17 protein-coding genes are annotated in these 16,289 nt (G+C 27.1%); 10 read left to right on the top strand and 7 right to left on the bottom strand.

Translation table 11 applies throughout. The features are described from left to right. The first annotated feature begins 31 nt into the window (after positions 1-31). Genes CRV01_RS04955 through CRV01_RS04925 form a run of 7 tightly spaced genes read left to right on the top strand, consistent with a single transcriptional unit; the run spans position 32 to position 6,161 of the window. Positions 32-739, top strand: coding sequence for a TlyA family RNA methyltransferase (locus CRV01_RS04955; protein WP_129007132.1), 708 nt, complete (start codon positions 32-34; stop codon positions 737-739). Continuing rightward, positions 708-1,544 (top strand): bifunctional riboflavin kinase/FAD synthetase, encoded by an 837-nt coding sequence (locus tag CRV01_RS04950; protein ID WP_129007131.1) that lies wholly within the window; start codon positions 708-710, stop codon positions 1,542-1,544. The genes CRV01_RS04955 and CRV01_RS04950 overlap by 32 nt, the downstream gene beginning before the upstream one ends. A gap of 51 nt (positions 1,545-1,595) precedes the next feature. Beyond that, positions 1,596-2,306 carry a carboxy-S-adenosyl-L-methionine synthase CmoA gene (cmoA, locus tag CRV01_RS04945; RefSeq protein WP_129007130.1) on the top strand — a complete coding sequence of 237 codons (711 nt, stop codon included), beginning with the start codon at positions 1,596-1,598 and terminating at the stop codon, positions 2,304-2,306. 48 nt (positions 2,307-2,354) lie between these two features. After that, entirely contained in the window at positions 2,355-2,864 is a 510-nt protein-coding gene (gene bcp, locus CRV01_RS04940; protein ID WP_129007129.1) for a thioredoxin-dependent thiol peroxidase, read from the top strand. A gap of 8 nt (positions 2,865-2,872) precedes the next feature. Beyond that, positions 2,873-3,964, top strand: coding sequence for a plasminogen-binding N-terminal domain-containing protein (locus tag CRV01_RS04935; protein ID WP_129007128.1), 1,092 nt, complete (start codon positions 2,873-2,875; stop codon positions 3,962-3,964). Continuing rightward, positions 3,951-5,348, top strand: a complete 1,398-nt coding sequence (locus CRV01_RS04930) for an FAD-binding oxidoreductase (RefSeq protein WP_129007127.1) — start codon at positions 3,951-3,953, stop codon at positions 5,346-5,348. Before CRV01_RS04935 ends, CRV01_RS04930 begins: the two co-directional genes overlap by 14 nt. A 9-nt stretch (positions 5,349-5,357) precedes the next feature. Beyond that, a complete protein-coding gene (locus CRV01_RS04925; protein ID WP_129007126.1) occupies positions 5,358-6,161 on the top strand; it encodes a YihY/virulence factor BrkB family protein in 804 nt (267 codons plus the stop codon). Here the strand turns inward: CRV01_RS04925 and CRV01_RS04920 are convergent. The 3 genes from CRV01_RS04920 to dbpA form a co-directional block, all read right to left on the bottom strand. Then, positions 6,158-6,754, bottom strand: coding sequence for a pentapeptide repeat-containing protein (locus tag CRV01_RS04920; protein ID WP_129007125.1), 597 nt, complete (start codon positions 6,752-6,754; stop codon positions 6,158-6,160). The genes CRV01_RS04925 and CRV01_RS04920 overlap by 4 nt on opposite strands. A 10-nt stretch (positions 6,755-6,764) precedes the next feature. After that, positions 6,765-7,151 carry a thioredoxin family protein gene (locus CRV01_RS04915; RefSeq protein WP_129007124.1) on the bottom strand — a complete coding sequence of 129 codons (387 nt, stop codon included), beginning with the start codon at positions 7,149-7,151 and terminating at the stop codon, positions 6,765-6,767. Positions 7,152-7,212: 61 nt separating this feature from the next. Beyond that, positions 7,213-8,580, bottom strand: coding sequence for an ATP-dependent RNA helicase DbpA (gene dbpA, locus CRV01_RS04910; RefSeq protein ID WP_129007123.1), 1,368 nt, complete (start codon positions 8,578-8,580; stop codon positions 7,213-7,215). A 164-nt stretch (positions 8,581-8,744) separates the two neighbouring features. Here dbpA and CRV01_RS04905 point away from each other — a divergent pair, with 164 nt between their 5' ends. Beyond that, positions 8,745-11,153: a methyl-accepting chemotaxis protein gene (locus CRV01_RS04905; RefSeq protein WP_129007122.1), complete on the top strand. Its 2,409-nt coding sequence runs from the start codon at positions 8,745-8,747 to the stop codon at positions 11,151-11,153. Positions 11,154-11,166: 13 nt separating this feature from the next. Here CRV01_RS04905 and CRV01_RS04900 read toward each other — a convergent pair whose 3' ends face one another. Further along, on the bottom strand, positions 11,167-11,697 hold the full coding sequence (locus CRV01_RS04900; protein WP_129007121.1) for a DedA family protein: 531 nt from the start codon (positions 11,695-11,697) through the stop codon (positions 11,167-11,169). Between the two features lie 213 nt (positions 11,698-11,910). On the opposite strand from CRV01_RS04900, the gene CRV01_RS04895 reads away from it, so the two are divergent. Continuing rightward, a complete protein-coding gene (locus tag CRV01_RS04895; RefSeq protein WP_129007120.1) occupies positions 11,911-13,134 on the top strand; it encodes an EAL domain-containing protein in 1,224 nt (407 codons plus the stop codon). Continuing rightward, positions 13,131-13,928: a diguanylate cyclase domain-containing protein gene (locus CRV01_RS04890; protein ID WP_129007119.1), complete on the top strand. Its 798-nt coding sequence runs from the start codon at positions 13,131-13,133 to the stop codon at positions 13,926-13,928. The genes CRV01_RS04895 and CRV01_RS04890 overlap by 4 nt, the downstream gene beginning before the upstream one ends. Here CRV01_RS04890 and CRV01_RS04885 read toward each other — a convergent pair. The 3 genes from CRV01_RS04885 to CRV01_RS04875 are packed head-to-tail and all read right to left on the bottom strand — an operon-like array spanning position 13,925 to position 16,263. Then, on the bottom strand, positions 13,925-14,842 hold the full coding sequence (locus CRV01_RS04885) for a biotin-dependent carboxyltransferase family protein (protein ID WP_129007118.1): 918 nt from the start codon (positions 14,840-14,842) through the stop codon (positions 13,925-13,927). The two genes, CRV01_RS04890 and CRV01_RS04885, sit on opposite strands and share 4 nt — an antisense overlap. Beyond that, entirely contained in the window at positions 14,839-15,516 is a 678-nt protein-coding gene (gene pxpB, locus CRV01_RS04880; protein WP_129007117.1) for a 5-oxoprolinase subunit PxpB, read from the bottom strand. Before pxpB ends, CRV01_RS04885 begins: the two co-directional genes overlap by 4 nt. Continuing rightward, positions 15,517-16,263, bottom strand: coding sequence for a 5-oxoprolinase subunit PxpA (locus tag CRV01_RS04875; RefSeq protein ID WP_129007116.1), 747 nt, complete (start codon positions 16,261-16,263; stop codon positions 15,517-15,519). Positions 16,264-16,289: the final 26 nt, after the last annotated feature.

The raw sequence follows: 16,289 nt of genomic DNA, 5'->3' as shown, positions 1-16,289 counted from the left end.
ATTTTTTTATTATAATTGCTCAATGAAAGAGATGCGACTAGATTTATATCTTACAAAACATTTTGATATTCAAAGTAGAAATAAAGCAAACGAACTTATAAAAGCCAAAAAAGTAAAAGTAGATGGAAAAATAGTTACAAAACCATCTTTTAAAATTTACGAAGATAATAATATAGAACTTTTAGAAGATGAGTTTTATGTAAGCCGTGCTGCTTATAAACTAAAATACTTTATTGAAGAGTTTAATATAAACCTTGAAAATAAAGAGGCTTTAGATATTGGAAGTAGTACAGGTGGTTTTACTCAAATACTTTTAGAAAAAAATGTTAAAAATGTTGTTTGTGTTGATGTAGGTTCAAACCAACTACATGAAAGAATAAAAGATGATAAAAGAATTGTCTTTTATGAAAATCAAGATATTAGAACTTTTAAAAGTGAAAAAAAGTTTGACCTTGTAACTTGTGATGTTTCTTTTATCTCTATTTTAAATATTATTGAAGATATAAATTCACATGCTAAAAATGAAATTATAATTTTATTTAAGCCGCAATTTGAAGTTGGAACAAATATAAAAAGAGATAAAAAAGGTGTTGTAAAAGACATCAAAGCTATCACTAAATCAAGGGATAAATTTTTGGATACATGTAAATTACTAGGATGGAATCTAAAAGCTTGTGCAAAAAGTAAACTTGAAGGAAAAGATGGAAATGAAGAAGAGCTCTTCTATTTTGACAAATAAAAAAAGCATAACTGCAATTGCTTTAGGTGGTTTTGATGGTATGCATTATGCTCACCAAAAGCTATTTAATAAACTTGGCAAAAATGGAGGAATTGTTTCTATTGAATCTGGTTTTGCAAACTTAACTCCTAAAAGTTATAGACAAGAGTATTCTGTTTACCCTATTTACTATTATGAACTTGAAAACATAAAACATCTAACTGGCGTTGAGTTTTTAAACCTTATAAAAGAAGAGTTTCCAAATTTAGAAAAAATAGTTGTAGGCTTTGATTTTTGTTTTGGCAAAAATAGACAAAATTGTATACCTCAATTAAAAGAACTTTTTGATGGAGAAGTTATAGTAATTGATGAAATCAAAATTGAAGATGTTCCTGTTCATTCAAGAGTTATAAGAGAATATCTTAAAGATGGGAATATCAAGTTTGCAAACAAACTTTTAGCTAAAAACTATAAAATATTTGGAGACCAAATAAAAGGTCAAGGCTTAGGAAGTAAGAGTTTTGTACCTACTATAAACCTAAAAGTTGATGACTTTTTATTACCAAATGAAGGTGTATATGCTACACATACTATTATTGCTGAAGAAAGTCATAACTCAATAACATTTTTAGGACATAGAGTAACTACTGATGGTAGCTTTGCAGTTGAAACACACATCTTAGATAAAACTATTAAAAACAATTATAGAACAGTTCAAATTGAATTTATTGATAAAATAAGAGATAATAAAAAATTTGATTCTTTTGAAGAGTTAAAAGAACAAATTCACAAAGATATTAACAATGCTAGAGAAATTTTAAAGTAATTGAATCAATTGATAAATTATAATTAAACTTCATTTAGCTAAAATATCCCTATGACAGATAAGGTATTTGAAAAATCAATAACAAAACAATTTGAGTTTGACGAAGAAGTAGCATCAGTATTTGACGATATGTTAAATCGTTCTGTTCCTTTTTATAAAGAGATGCAACGATTAACAATAAATTTTGCTCTAAACTATTTAGAAGACGATGATACTGTATATGACTTAGGATGTTCTACAGCTTCGACGCTAATAGAACTATCAAAGCATACTTCTAAAAAGTTAAACTTAATAGGTATAGATAACTCTCCTGCAATGCTTGCAAGAGCAGCTAATAAGTGTAAAGCTTTTGGAGTAGATATTAAACTTTTAAATGAAGACTTACACACTATTGATTATCCTAATGCAAAGCTAATTATCTCTAACTATACACTTCAATTTATAAGACCTCTTCAAAGAGAAAAACTTGTAAAAAAAATTTATGAAGGCCTTAAACCAGGTGGTGTTTTTATTTTTTGTGAAAAAGTAATTTCATCTGATAAAGTTTTAGGTAAACAATACATTGATGAGTATTATGAATTTAAGAAGACTCAAGGCTATAGTGAATATGAGATTTCTCAGAAAAGAGAAGCTTTGGAAAATGTACTTATACCTTATACTGATGAAGAAAACAAAAAGATGATACTTGACGCAGGATTTGACCATTGTGAAATACTATTTAAATGGGTAAACTTTGCTACATTTATTGCAATAAAAAAATAGAAATAAAAAATATTTATAAATTAGGGAACTAATTAAAAGGAGATTATTATGGTAGAAGTTGGACAAGTAGCACCAGAGTTTTGTGCACCAAATCAAGATGATATTGAAATTTGTTCTAGAGACTTAAAAGGTAAATGGATTGTATTATACTTTTACCCAAGAGACTTAACTCCAGGTTGTACAAATGAAGCTTGCGACTTTACAGAAGCAGAAGCCGAATTTGATGACTTAGATGCAATTATCTTAGGAGTTAGTCCTGATGATACTGCAAAACACAGAAAATTTATTGAAAAATATAATCTATCTATTACTTTATTAGCTGATACTGATAAAAAAATGTGTGAAGACTATGGAGTATGGCAACTTAAAAAATTCATGGGAAAAGAAAATATGGGAGTTGTAAGAACTACTTTTATTATTAACCCTGAAGGTAAGATTGCTGAAAAATGGGAAAAAGTAAATGTTAGAAAGAAAAAAACTGTAAAAGGTGAAAAAATTGAAGTTCTACACGCAGATGTAGTAAAACAAAGACTTCAAGAACTTCAACAAGTAAACTAAGGAAAACAATGAAACTATTATCTAAAACTTTAATTGCAGCAATATCTACTTTTGTTTTAACACAAGGGTTAAATGCACAAACTACTATTTGTTATAAAAAAGATTGGAAGACACCTTCTACTATTGAAGCAACTAAGCTTGATGGTGGGCAATGTAATGGTGAATTTTCATTTACACAAATGAAAAAAAATGGTTGGAAGTTAAAAGATTTAAAAATTGAAAATGGAGAAAAAGGTCTAAACTATATTTATGTTTTAACTGATGAAGAATTAATCTCTATTGATAATGCAAAATTTATGGAAAATAAATATAAAAAATTAGAGTATAGCCCAATTTATACAAAAATTTCTAATACAAATGGAGAAATTGCATCTATAAATATAGGAAATCTAAGAGTTGGACAAAGTGCAATTATTGAACATACTTATGAAAATGGAAAATCACTTATTGTAGCTAACGCTTATGTTACAGATTCAAATGCAAATAATTCAACACTAAAAATTATTCCATTCTTAGATATTAAGCAAAATGCAATTCCTACTTCAAATAGAAAACCTGTAACTGGAGATAAAGTAACAGTAAACTATTTATATGACTCTTCTATGATTATCGCTCCATCACAAGATGCATTTTTAGCTACAAGAGAAAAATACAGAGATAATGACTTTTTACACTCTGACCTTTTTGCTGCAAAATTAAAAGTTGAAGGAGAACCGTTACCTTCAAAAGAGACTATTCAAGAGTTTGCTGCAACTCAAAATATTGGAACAATTTTCTTTGTAATTGGAAGTACTACTTATATAGTTGACAGTAAAACATTCGCTATTTTAGAAAAAGGTTCATTAGCATATAACTTTACACAAGATGAAAAAATGCCATTTTATACAAGAATTGAAAAGATTGAAAAAAATGCATTTGATACTGTGTTAGATTATGAAAACTGGTTAGGATTCTTAAAAACATTCTTAGGTGATGATGAAAGAACTGAAGAACAAATTTTATTAGAAGATGAGCTTGAATCTGGTGCTTTAGAAGTTAAAGGTGAGATTTATAACAACTATTATAAAACAATTTTAGGTTTAAAAAATGCAACTAAATAAAGAGCATATTGATTTTTTTAAATCAGTTGTAGGTGAAGAGAATGTAAAAGCTGATAAAGCACATTTAATCGCTTATTGTTATGATGCAACAAAAGAGAGATTTGAGCCAGATGCAGTTGTTTTCCCTAGAGATGAACAAGATGTATCAAAAGTATTAAAATATTGCAATGACCATGAAATTGTAATTGTACCAAGGGGTGCAGGAAGTGGTTTCACAGGTGGGGCATTACCTTCAAATGGTGGAATTATTTTAAGTTTAGAAAGACATATGAATAAACTTCTTGAAATTGATATGGAAAATATGGTTGGAGTTGTTCAACCTGGACTTATTAATATGCAATTTCAAAAAGCAGTTGAAGAAGTAGGACTATTTTATCCACCAGATCCAGCAAGTGAAGAGTACTCTACTTTAGGTGGGAATGTATCTGAAAATGCAGGTGGAATGAGAGCTGCTAAATATGGTATTACAAAAGACTATGTTGTTGCATTAAGAGCTGTTTTACCAAATGGTGAAATTATTGCAGCAGGTAAGAAAACAATTAAAGATGTTGCAGGATATAACACTGCTGGTATCTTAATTGCAAGTGAAGGAACTCTTGCTGTTATTACGGAAATCACTTTAAAACTAATTCCAAAACCAAAATTTAAACAAACTTATATGGGTGTTTTCCCTGATGTAAATACAGCTATGAATGCCGTATTTAAATCACTTGCTGCTGGTGCAAATCCTGTTGCAATGGAATTCTTAGATGCACTTGTAATTAAAGCTTTAAAACAAAAATTTCCTCAAATAGAACTTCCTGAAAATGCAGGTGGTATATTAGTTGGTGATGTAGATGGTTCAAGCCAAGCTGAAATTGATTCGCAAATAGCTACACTAAAAGAAGCTTTTGCAAAATATGGTTCTATTGATTTTATTGAAGCTACTGATGAAGCTCATGGAAATGCTTTATGGTTTGCAAGAAGAAATGCAAGTCCTGCAACTATGATTTATGGAACTAAAAAACTAAATGAAGATATTTCTGTTCCAAGATCAAAACTTCCTGAAGCACTTGATGCGATCTATGCAATTGGAGAAAAATATGGTTTCAATGTACCTTGTTTTGGTCATGCAGGAGATGGAAATATTCACGTTAATGTAATGGTTAAAGATAAAACAAACGAAAAAGAGATGGAAGATGGACACAAGGCTATTGAAGAGATTTTCCAACTTGTTGTTGATATGGGTGGTACTTTATCAGGTGAACATGGGATTGGTTTATCTAAAGCACCATTTATGAATATAGCTTTTAATAATGCAGAAATAGAACTATTTAAAAGTATAAAAAAAGCATTTGACCCTAAAAATATTTTAAATCCTTTTAAAATGGGGCTTATTAACTAAAGAATAAAAATGAAAGAACCAGAAATTGTAAAGAGTCCACTTAAGACCTTACTTAAAGCATTAGACTCATTTTTTAATGATGATACAACTTATTATGCAGCAAGTCTTAGTTTCTTTACAATTTTTTCCATCTTACCAATAATAGCTTTACTTATTGCAATTATCTCAAGTTTAGATGTTATACAAAACTACTCGGATATTTTTATTAAATATACCTTTGATATTTTAAATCCTACTCACTCAAAAGAGTTTATAAATACTTTTAAAAACTATATATCAAACTCTGATAAACTTGGTTGGTTAGGTATTTTATATATGCTATTTGTATTTATTATGTTTTTTAAAGATTATGAATATATTGTAAATAAGATACATCAGGCAAAAAGAAAACCTCTTTTAGCATCATTCTTTTTTTATCTATTTTTCTTAGTTACTTTGCCTTTAATGCTAGCAGCAGTTAATATTGCATTATCTTTTTACGAAAATAGTTTTTTTAATTGGATAATTACTTTTTCATTTGCTTGGTTAGTATTTTTTGGATTATTTAAACTCAGTGTAAATAGATATGTACATAAAAGAGCAGCTGCCATTTCATCACTATTTACTTTAGTAATTCTTTCTATCACTAAAAATCTATTTATTTATTATGTTATTTATAATAAAACATATACAACTATTTATGGTTCATTAGCTATTTTATTATTTTCATTTTTTTGGATTTATATTTCATGGGTAATCTATTTGTATGGAATGAAAATGTGTCATAAACTAAACATACAACAAATTAATGAAAAGAAGAAAAATAAAAATTAATCTTCACAACTATTTTCATACAATATAGCTTCTTCTTTTTGTAAATACTCACACTTTTCTTTTGAAAGAGTTGAGTTTGAAATTTTTGCATTCCAAAAAATTGCTCCATCTATTTTTAAATCAGTAAAATTTACTGAATCGAAAATAGAGTATGCTGCTCCTGCATTTGAAAAATCTACATTGTCAAAGCTAGTATCTAAAAGTCTTGTAGCCCATAAAGAAAGATTTTCACACTTTAGATTTTCTAAAGAAGCATTTGATAAATTTGCACCTTTTAAAATTGTATTATTACATTGAACATTTATCAAAATAGCAGCTTGTAAATTTGAAGCTCTTAAATTTGTATTATTTAAGTTTGCATTCTCTAAAGTTGTTCCCCAAAGATTTGATTTTACTAAATCTGAGTTTTGGAAGTTTACACCTGTTAGGTTTGCTCCAACTAAATTAGAGTTTTGTAAATCTTTATTACTAAGATTTGCCAGTGATAAATCGCACTCTTCACAGGATTTTGTAGCTAAATATTTTTCTAAATCTTCTTGGTTATAAGAGTATAAACTTGAAATAAAAAGAATACTCAAAATAAAATATTTCATAAGATATCCTTTATTTCTTTACTTTTTCCAAAACAGTTAAAAACTCTTTTTCTCTCATTCCACCTAAACTTTTATCTAATAATTCCATTGTTCTTGCATTTACAAAAAAGAAACTAGGTATTCCTATAAATTTAAAAGGAAGTTCTTTTTTATCTTCATTTATATCCATAACAACCGAAACAAAATTTTTATTGACATAAGAACTAACTTCTTCATTTTTGAAAACTTTTTTCTTCATATAATTGCATTCAGGACAAGTAGGTGTTGAATACATAATCATTAAAGGTCTATTTTTTTTGATAGCCTCTTCTTTTGCTTCCTTTAAATTGTCTTCAAAATTAATACTTGAAGAAAAAGCAATTGTGATAAAAAGAAGTAGTAAAGATATTATTTTCATAACAAACTCCTTATTGAAAATATTATAGGATTCTATCTTAAATTAATCATAAGTATAGTAACTACTTTATAAAACACTTAATGTATTTTCCTTTTATTTTATTTCTACAAAGCCCTTCATAGGCTTGTTCTATGTACTCTTTTTTTATTGCAACATAGGAAACAAACTCTAAAATATCAATTTTTCCAATTGCATCTTTTGGTAAGCCAAGTCCAGCAGTTAAGGCACCTAAAATATCCCCTGCTCTAAGTTTGAATTTTTTCCCACTATTTATAAATAGTGTTCTAAAATCACAATCAATTTCATAATTACAAACTTCAATTTCTTCTTTTTTTCCATAAACTAAGTCATCAAACTTATCTTCTATCATCTCTAACTTATATCTTGATTCTTCATCATAAAAAGATAAGGCTAATCCTTTTTTTCCAGCTCTTGCAGTTCTTCCAATTCTATGAATATGTGTTTTTACATCTTTTGCTAAATCGTAGTTAATAACTAAATCAATATCATCAATATCTAAACCTCTTGAGGCAACATCTGTTGCTATTAATACAGGATAAGACTTATTTGAGAACATAATAATAGTCTCATCCCTTTCTCTTTGGTCTAAATCAGAATGTAAAGTTAAAACATCAACATCATTTTTATATAAAATATCAGCTAATTCTTCACATTTTATTTTAGTATTACAAAAAATTAATACACTTTTTGCTTCTTGTGAAGAGATAAGAGAAGGTATCAATAAATCCTTTTCTGTCTCACTTGCTTCATAAACTATTTGATTTATAGTTTGTTTTTCATGTACTGATTCATCTTGAATAAAAGTAGATTCTTTTGTAATTTCACTTGCTAATTGTTCAATATCTTTTTCATATGTAGCAGAAAAAAGCATAGTTTGTCTATTTTTAGGAATATTTTCTATTACTTTAGTTATATCTTCATAAAAGCCCATATCTAACATTTTATCTGCTTCATCTAATACAAGCATTTCTAAATCACTTAAATCTACTTTTGTTTCAAAAATATGTTGAAGTATTCTACCTGGAGTTGCTACCACAATATGTGCACCATGCTTTAAAGAAGCAACTTGTGGTTTATAAGGTACTCCTCCGCATAAAGTTAGTACTTTTACATTATGAATATGCCTACTTACTTTTCTAATTTCTTGCGCAATTTGGTTAGCAAGTTCTCGTGTTGGAGCTAAAACTAAAGACTGAATTGCAAATTTTCTTACATTTAATTTTTTTACAATTGGAATAGAAAAAGCAACTGTTTTACCAGAACCTGTTTTTGCTTGAGCTATTAAATCTTTACCTTCTAAAGATATAGGTAAGGACTCTTCTTGTATTTTTGTCATTGTATTATAGTTCAAAGATTCTAGATTTGATAAAAATTTTGCAGGTAAATTTAATTGTGTGAATTTTTTGATGATATACCTCTCTTTTATTGATTATATCTAAATTATCATAAATATAATTAAGTTATATTTTTACTTTATTACAATTTAAATTATCTTAAAGGATAAATAGTATAAGCTTTTTATTATCTGTTTAAAAATTATTTTTATATATCTAGTAATTTAAAGGAATAAAAATGCTTTCAAAAATGTCTATTAAACAAAAGCTTATTTTAATAATGTCAATACCTTTATGTGTTGTAATATTATTAGCTGCAGAACTGGGCTTTAACTCTTTTTTGTACTATAACAATTTAAAGAGTTTGGATAATGTAATTATATTATCTACTAAGATTGGTGCACTTGTACATGAAACACAAAAAGAAAGAGGTATGACAGCAGGATATTTAGGAAGTAAAGGAAGTAAATTCCAGGACAAATTACCTACACAAAGAGATTTAACAGATAATAGACTTTCTGAAATGAAAAGTTTTTTATCTACCTTTGATGAATCTAAATATGGAAAAGAATTCAATAACAACTTACAAAAAAGTTTAGATATGTTAACTAACCTTTCAAATACTAGATCTAATGTAACTGGGTTAAATATTCAAACTTCTAAAGCAATTGGATATTATACAAATATAAATAGTTCATTATTAAATACAATTAGTAGTATTGCAAAGCTATCTACCAATGCAAAAGTGTCACAAGATATAATTGCTTATTTAAACTTCTTATTATCTAAAGAAAGAGCAGGAATAGAAAGAGCAGTGGGAACAAATACTTTTGCAAGGAATAACTTTGGTGAAGGTATGAAAGCTAAATTCTATACATTAATTGCTGCACAAAATGCTTATATGGATGCTTTCTTAAAAGTATCAGATGATTCATCTAAAGTATTTTACAAAAATACAGTAAAAGGTGAAGCAGTTGAAGAAGTAAAGAGAATGAGAGATATTGCTTTATTTAAAGATATAGATTCAAACTTTGGAGTTGATCCTTCTTATTGGTTTAATACTATTACTAAAAAAATTAATTTATTAAAAAAAGTTGAAAACTACCTTGCAGAACATCTTATTAAAACCATTAATAAAGAAATAGAAAATGCTATATATGAAATTATTCTTTTTGGTATTTTATGTGCAATTGGTGTTGCTTTAACACTTATACTTGCTAGAACAATTGCTTTTACAATTCTTTTAGATGTTGACCAAGTTAAAAAAGGATTAGATGACTTCTTTGCCTTTATCAACTATGAAAAAGATGATATAAATTTAGAAGTTGTTAATTCAAATGATGAATTAGGTAAAATGTCTAGACTTATTAATGAAAATATTAATAAAACAAAAGCAAATATTCAAGCTGATAGAAATCTTATCTCAAATACAATTGAAGTTGCAAATAAGATTAATAAAGGTCACTTAGATACTAGAATAACAAGTGACTCAAACAATCCTGCATTAAGTGAACTTAAAAATATTATTAATGAAATGCTTCATACTTTAAATGAAAACATTGAAAATATTATGAAAGTTCTTAACTCTTATTCAAAACTCGATTTTAAACCAAAACTTGAAGGTAATAATTTAGAGGGAGCAATTAAAAAGCTTGAAGATGACGTAAATATTTTAAGAAATGTAATCACTGAAACATTAATTGAAAATAAAAGAAGTGGTTTAATCTTAAGTCAAAATGCAAATACATTAACTAAAAATATGGATGAAATTGCAAATGCTGCAAACAATCAAGCTGCCTCTTTAGAGGAAACTGCTGCAGCACTTGAAGAGATAACTGCAAATATTAAAAGTAATACTGAGACTACAGTAAAAATGGCTGAGTATGGAGACAAAGTTAAACACTCTGTATTAACAGGACAAAAATTAGCAAATAATACTGCTAAATCAATGGAAGATATAAATGCACAAACAACAGCAATTAATGAAGCAATTACTGTAATTGACCAAATCGCTTTCCAAACAAATATTTTATCACTTAATGCAGCTGTTGAAGCAGCAACAGCAGGTGAAGCTGGAAAAGGTTTTGCAGTTGTTGCAGGTGAAGTTAGAAACTTAGCAAATAGATCTGCTGAAGCAGCAAAAGAGATTAAAGATTTAGTTGAAAATGCACAATTAAAAACAAATGATGGTAAGAAAATTGCTTCAGATATGATTAATGGATATGATGAGCTAAACCAAAATATTTCTAGTACAATTGATTTAATCGAAAATGTTACCACTGCAAGTAAAGAACAGTCAGCAGGAATGGTTCAAATTAATGATGCCGTTACTAATTTAGATAAAATCACACAAGAAAATGCACAAAATGCATCTCAAGCAGATACTATTGCACAAAAAACTTTAGAAATTTCTAATATGATTATTGATCATGCTGATGCTAAAGATTTTGATGGTAAAGATGAAATCAAAATTAGAAAAAGTACTACTGACCTTTCATATAATGGAAATGAAAAAAGAAGTATTGAAAAAGTTATGAAAAAAGATTACAAACAAACAAATCAAAGACAAAAACCAGTAAAGGCAGAAAAAGAGCCTACTAAAGTGTACAACTCAAAAGAGGATAATGATGAATGGGAAAGCTTTTAAGCTTTCTCCTTCTTTAAACTCTTCTAAAAAAATAAGTTAATGCAATTATGATAACTGCAACAATTGCTAAACCAATATATTTAAACTCTTCTGTACTACTTAATATATATTCTCCAGCAGTAAAACTAGCAAAACCAACAATACAAGCCCAAAGCGTTGTAGCAATTGCATTAAAAAGAACAAACTTCATTGAAGAGTATTTTGTAAGTCCCATTGCTAAAGGAATTAAAGTTTTTACTCCATAAATATACTTTTGAATGATTACAACAAATGACCCATATTTTCTCATAAGAATATGAGTTAATGCAACCTTTCTACCATATTTATTCATCATATCTTTTGCATAAGCTTTATTTTGCCTAGCAAGAGTAAATAAAAATTGATCTCCTATAAAGTTAGAAACCCCTGCTACTAATATTGAAATATAAATATTTAAATCACCTGCATAAGATAATACACCTGCTATAACTAATCCTACAAATCCTCCACCAAATGAGTATGCGAAAAGTGCAATATATCCCCATTCCCTAATAAATTCTTCCACTTAAAAGCCTTAATTGATTTTAGAAAAAGGTACTATTTTAACCCTTTTACTATATGGATGTGATTTTAACTAAAGTATGATAAATTAAGGGTTATTATACACTATGTATAAACAATATTACATTTATCACAAATTTAATAAAATATTTTACATTTTTGATTTTTATTAAAGAGTTAATCTTATATACTTAATAATCAAAATCAAGAAGGCAAAATGTCCATATATAATAGTTTATGCAAATATTTTTATAAAAATAACATTAAAACTACTTTTTTAATTGATATTTTATATATGAAAGATATCAATGCTGTATATGGTTTTGAAAATGGCGACTACATAATAAAACAACTTTATAGGCTTTTAACAACAAATATTAAACAACAGATTCTTTTTAATCTTGAAAGAAAACTCTGTGTTACTGCTCAAAATACCCATGTTGATGTTTTTAATTTAATAATTTATGATGATTTATCTAAAATAGAAGTTATTGAAATTAAAAATATCATCTTTAATACTATTATTGCACATCAATTTTCACTATTAGGTTCTGATCTAAAGATTGACATTGATATTACTATAGGGTCTTCAAAAGGTAAAGGAAATGAACTTTTAGTATATGCAGAAAAAGCTTTACATAATGCAAAGATGAACTATATAAACTTCATGTATTATGATGCAAAACTTTATCACAATCATTTTGAAAATAGAGAGCTTTTATCTGTTCTTAGAAAAAATATTGAAGAAAGAACAGTAGAACCATTTTTCCAAGCAATTCAAGATAATAAAACAAAAAAGAATACAAAATATGAAGCATTAATGAGAATCTATGACCATGATGGACAAGTTTTAATGCCAGCAGTTTTTATAAATAAATCAAGAAAATATAGACTTTTTAATAAACTAATGGAAATTTTGATTCTAAAAGTTATTGAATATATAAAAAGATATAAAATTGATGTTAGTATAAATTTAGATTACAATGATATTTTAAATCCAGGAATGAAAGATTTAATTATTGAAAATATCAAAGATCATGATATTGGTAAATACTTAACAATAGAAATTTTAGAAAGCAAAAAAATCTCAAACTATTATTTAGTAAATGAATTTATTAGAGATTTAAAAAACTATAATGTATCTATCGCTATTGATGACTTTGGAAGTGGATTTTCAAATTATGAGCATATTCTAAATATTAATACTGACTATATAAAGCTAGATGGAAGTTTAATTAAAAAACTTGATGAAGATGTTTATTATAATCTTGTAAAAAGTATTGTACTTTTTGCAAAAGAACAAAATATTAAAATAGTAGCAGAGTTTGTAAGTGATTTAAAGATTCTAAGATATGTAAAATCACTTGATATTGATTACTCGCAAGGCTATTATATAGCAAAACCTATGCCAATTAAAGAAATAATGGAAGATATGCAATGAAAGAGAAATTAAAAGAAATTACCGACTTAACAATAAATGAACTACTTAAAGAAGAAGTGATTTTGCCATCAGAATATTTTGAATGTTTTGATAAACATGCAAAACTTTCAGAAATAGAACTAAAAGATGAAAGCTTTGAAAAAGAAGTAGATGAACTTCTTTTAAGTGAAATTAGTACTATTAATAACTATGTAAAAAATGCTACTAAAAATATTGATAATGCTGCTGCATTAACTTTAGATGCACAAAAAGCCATTGAAGAAAACAACTCTTCTGCACTAAAAAAACTCTATGTACAAATAAAAGAACTTCAAGAAAAACTTCAAGATATGACAGAGAATATATACAAAGACTATTTAACAAGTGCCTATAATAAAAAATGGTTATATCATAAATACTTAGCCCAAAATTCTAAGATAAAAGAAGATGCAATTATTATACTAATTGATGTAAAAGATTTTGAATATATCAAAAAAACATACAATAAACTTATTTCAAATAATCTATTAATATTCATTTATGAGTTTATAAATAAAGAGTTCAAAAAAGAAGATATTGATTTTGAAATTTGTAGATACCTAAGTAGTAAATTCATTATTTCTGTAAAAAATAACGATTTTACTACTATTTCAAACTTGATTAAAAATACTTCTTCTGTATTATTTGTAACAACACTAAAAAGTAATTCAGGGGTTATGATTAAACCAAACTACAAATATTCAACAATAGCAGCAAAGAAAGATGACTCTTTCCATGAAGTATTAAACTCACTTTTAAAAAAACAAGCAGATTAAGAAGAAAAAGCCTCTAAAAATTTTAAAACTTTTTCTCTTGCTTTTTTAATTTCAATTTTTTCAAATCTTATTTTACTTCCAGGTTTCATTTGAGCTAATTTATAACAATCAATATTTAAAACTGCACCAATCTTTGGATAACCACCAATAGTTTGTCTCTCTTTTAAAAGAATTATTGGTTTTCCATCTTTTGGTATTTGAATACTACCAAAGGCAATTGCTTCAGAAACTAGATTTGAAATAGTACATTCAATAGCCTCTCCATCAAGTTTACAAGCCATAGAGTTAAAATCAGGAGTAATTGTATAAACACTTGAGAAGAACTTTTCTATTTGTTCTTCTTCAAACTTATCACATTGATATGAAAGTATCACTCTTAGTGTTAACTCTTTTTTATATTTAGGAACAAACTTTTCTTTCCATCTTCTTTTTACAAAAGATGAATTTTCTTCAAACGCTAAAATATCACTATTTTTTAGTTTATTTCCATCAAGACCACCAAAGCCTTCTTTCATAGAAGTAGCATTACTTCCAAACTCTTTTTCAATATCAAAGCCATTTTTTACACCTAAGTAAACTCTTTGACCTTCATTGAATTTACCAATTTTAATTTCATCCCCTACTCTTACTTTATGAGTTTCCCAACAGTTTTTTAAAACACCATTAATGTAAAAGTCACATTTAGCACCTGTTATTGCAATAGTAGTATTCTGATGTGATTTTAATACTACACCAGCAAAAAGGATTTCAAGAAGATTTGTCTCAAGATTGTTATCTAAAAGTTTATTACAAGCATTAGCAGCATACTCATCCATAAACCCTGAATTTGTAACACCAAGATGCATGAAAGAGAATCTTCCTTTATCTTGAATAGTTGTATAAATCCCAGCTTTTACTAATTCAAAGCCTTTCATAAAGTTCCACCTTGTTTTAAAAATTCTTCTTTAGAAATTGGATTAAATTTTATTTTTGTATTAATATCTATTTGCGATAATTGTTCTAAATTTTTATCAAAAAACTCAAAAGCAGTTTTCCCAATAATATTCCAACCACCTGGGCTATCTTTTGGATAAACAGCAGTTTGAGTATCAGCAAGGGAAACACTTCCTTTAGGAATTTTCTTTCTAGGAGTTTCTAATCTTTTAGTTGCAATTTTTTCATCAACTACACCTAAATATGCAAAACCAGGCAAAAAACCAATTGTATAAACATCATAAACTTTAGAAGAATGAAGATTTATTACCTCTTCTACATTTAAGTTATTTATAGAAGCAACCCTTTGTAAATCAAGCCCTACTTCTTCACCATAATATACATCTATTTCTACAAGCTTAGAGTTTTCTTCTTCATCTACTTTTATATTTTTAAGCCTTTCTTCTAGATATGCTTTTATAGATTCAAAATCATATTTTAATACATCATATGAAATTAAAATTGAGCTATAAGAAGGGATTATATCAATAAAAGCTTCATTATTTAAAGACTTTAAATAAGCATATGAAGCTTTTACTTTATTTGATATTTCTTTAGAGATTTTAGTATCAAAATAAATAATTACACAATCAACAGAAGCTACTTTTATTTCCATTTAGTTTACTACTTTTTGTAAAGCTTGAATAAAATTAAGTGCATTTGCACCATCTCCATGAACACAAACAGTATCAGCTTTTAAAAATAGCCTTTGACCATTTACACTTTCTAAAAATCCTCTATCTTTTAAATTTTGAATTCTTTCAATAACTAATAATTCATCATGAATTATAGCGTTTGGTTGCATTCTTGATACTAAACTTCCATTGTCATTATAATTTCTGTCTGCAAATACTTCATAGATTAGATTAATTCCATACATTTTTGCAGTATAGGAAAATGCTTCATTATTTGGATTTGATAAAATCATTAGTTTAATATTTTTATCATAAGATGAAATAGCACTTAAAATTGCTTTGAATATATTTTCATCTCGCATCATATCATTATATAAAGCACCATGGGGTTTTACATAAGATACAGTTGTACCATGAGATTTGCAAAAGGCACTTAATGCACCTAGTTGATAAAGAGTTATTGACTTAATCTCTTCTAAAGTACATTGAATGCTTCTTCTACCAAAGCCAACTAAATCCTGATATCCAGGATGAGCACCAATAGTTACATTATATCTTTTTGCTAATTCAACAGAACGATTCATTGTTAAAGGATCACTTGCATGGAAACCACACGCTAAATTTGCCATACTAATATAAGGCATAATTTGTTCATCTGCACCCATTTTCCAAATACCGAAGCTTTCCCCCATATCACAATTTAATCTAATCATTTCATTACCTTCCATTTATATAACCTTATTTTACCAAAAAT

Origin of the sequence: Arcobacter sp. CECT 8983, assembly GCF_004118855.1 — a bacterium.
Taxonomy (GTDB): Bacteria; Campylobacterota; Campylobacteria; order Campylobacterales; family Arcobacteraceae; genus Halarcobacter.
The sequence above is the reverse complement of the archived record's forward strand: the minus strand, read 5'-3'. Positions and strand labels throughout refer to the sequence as shown.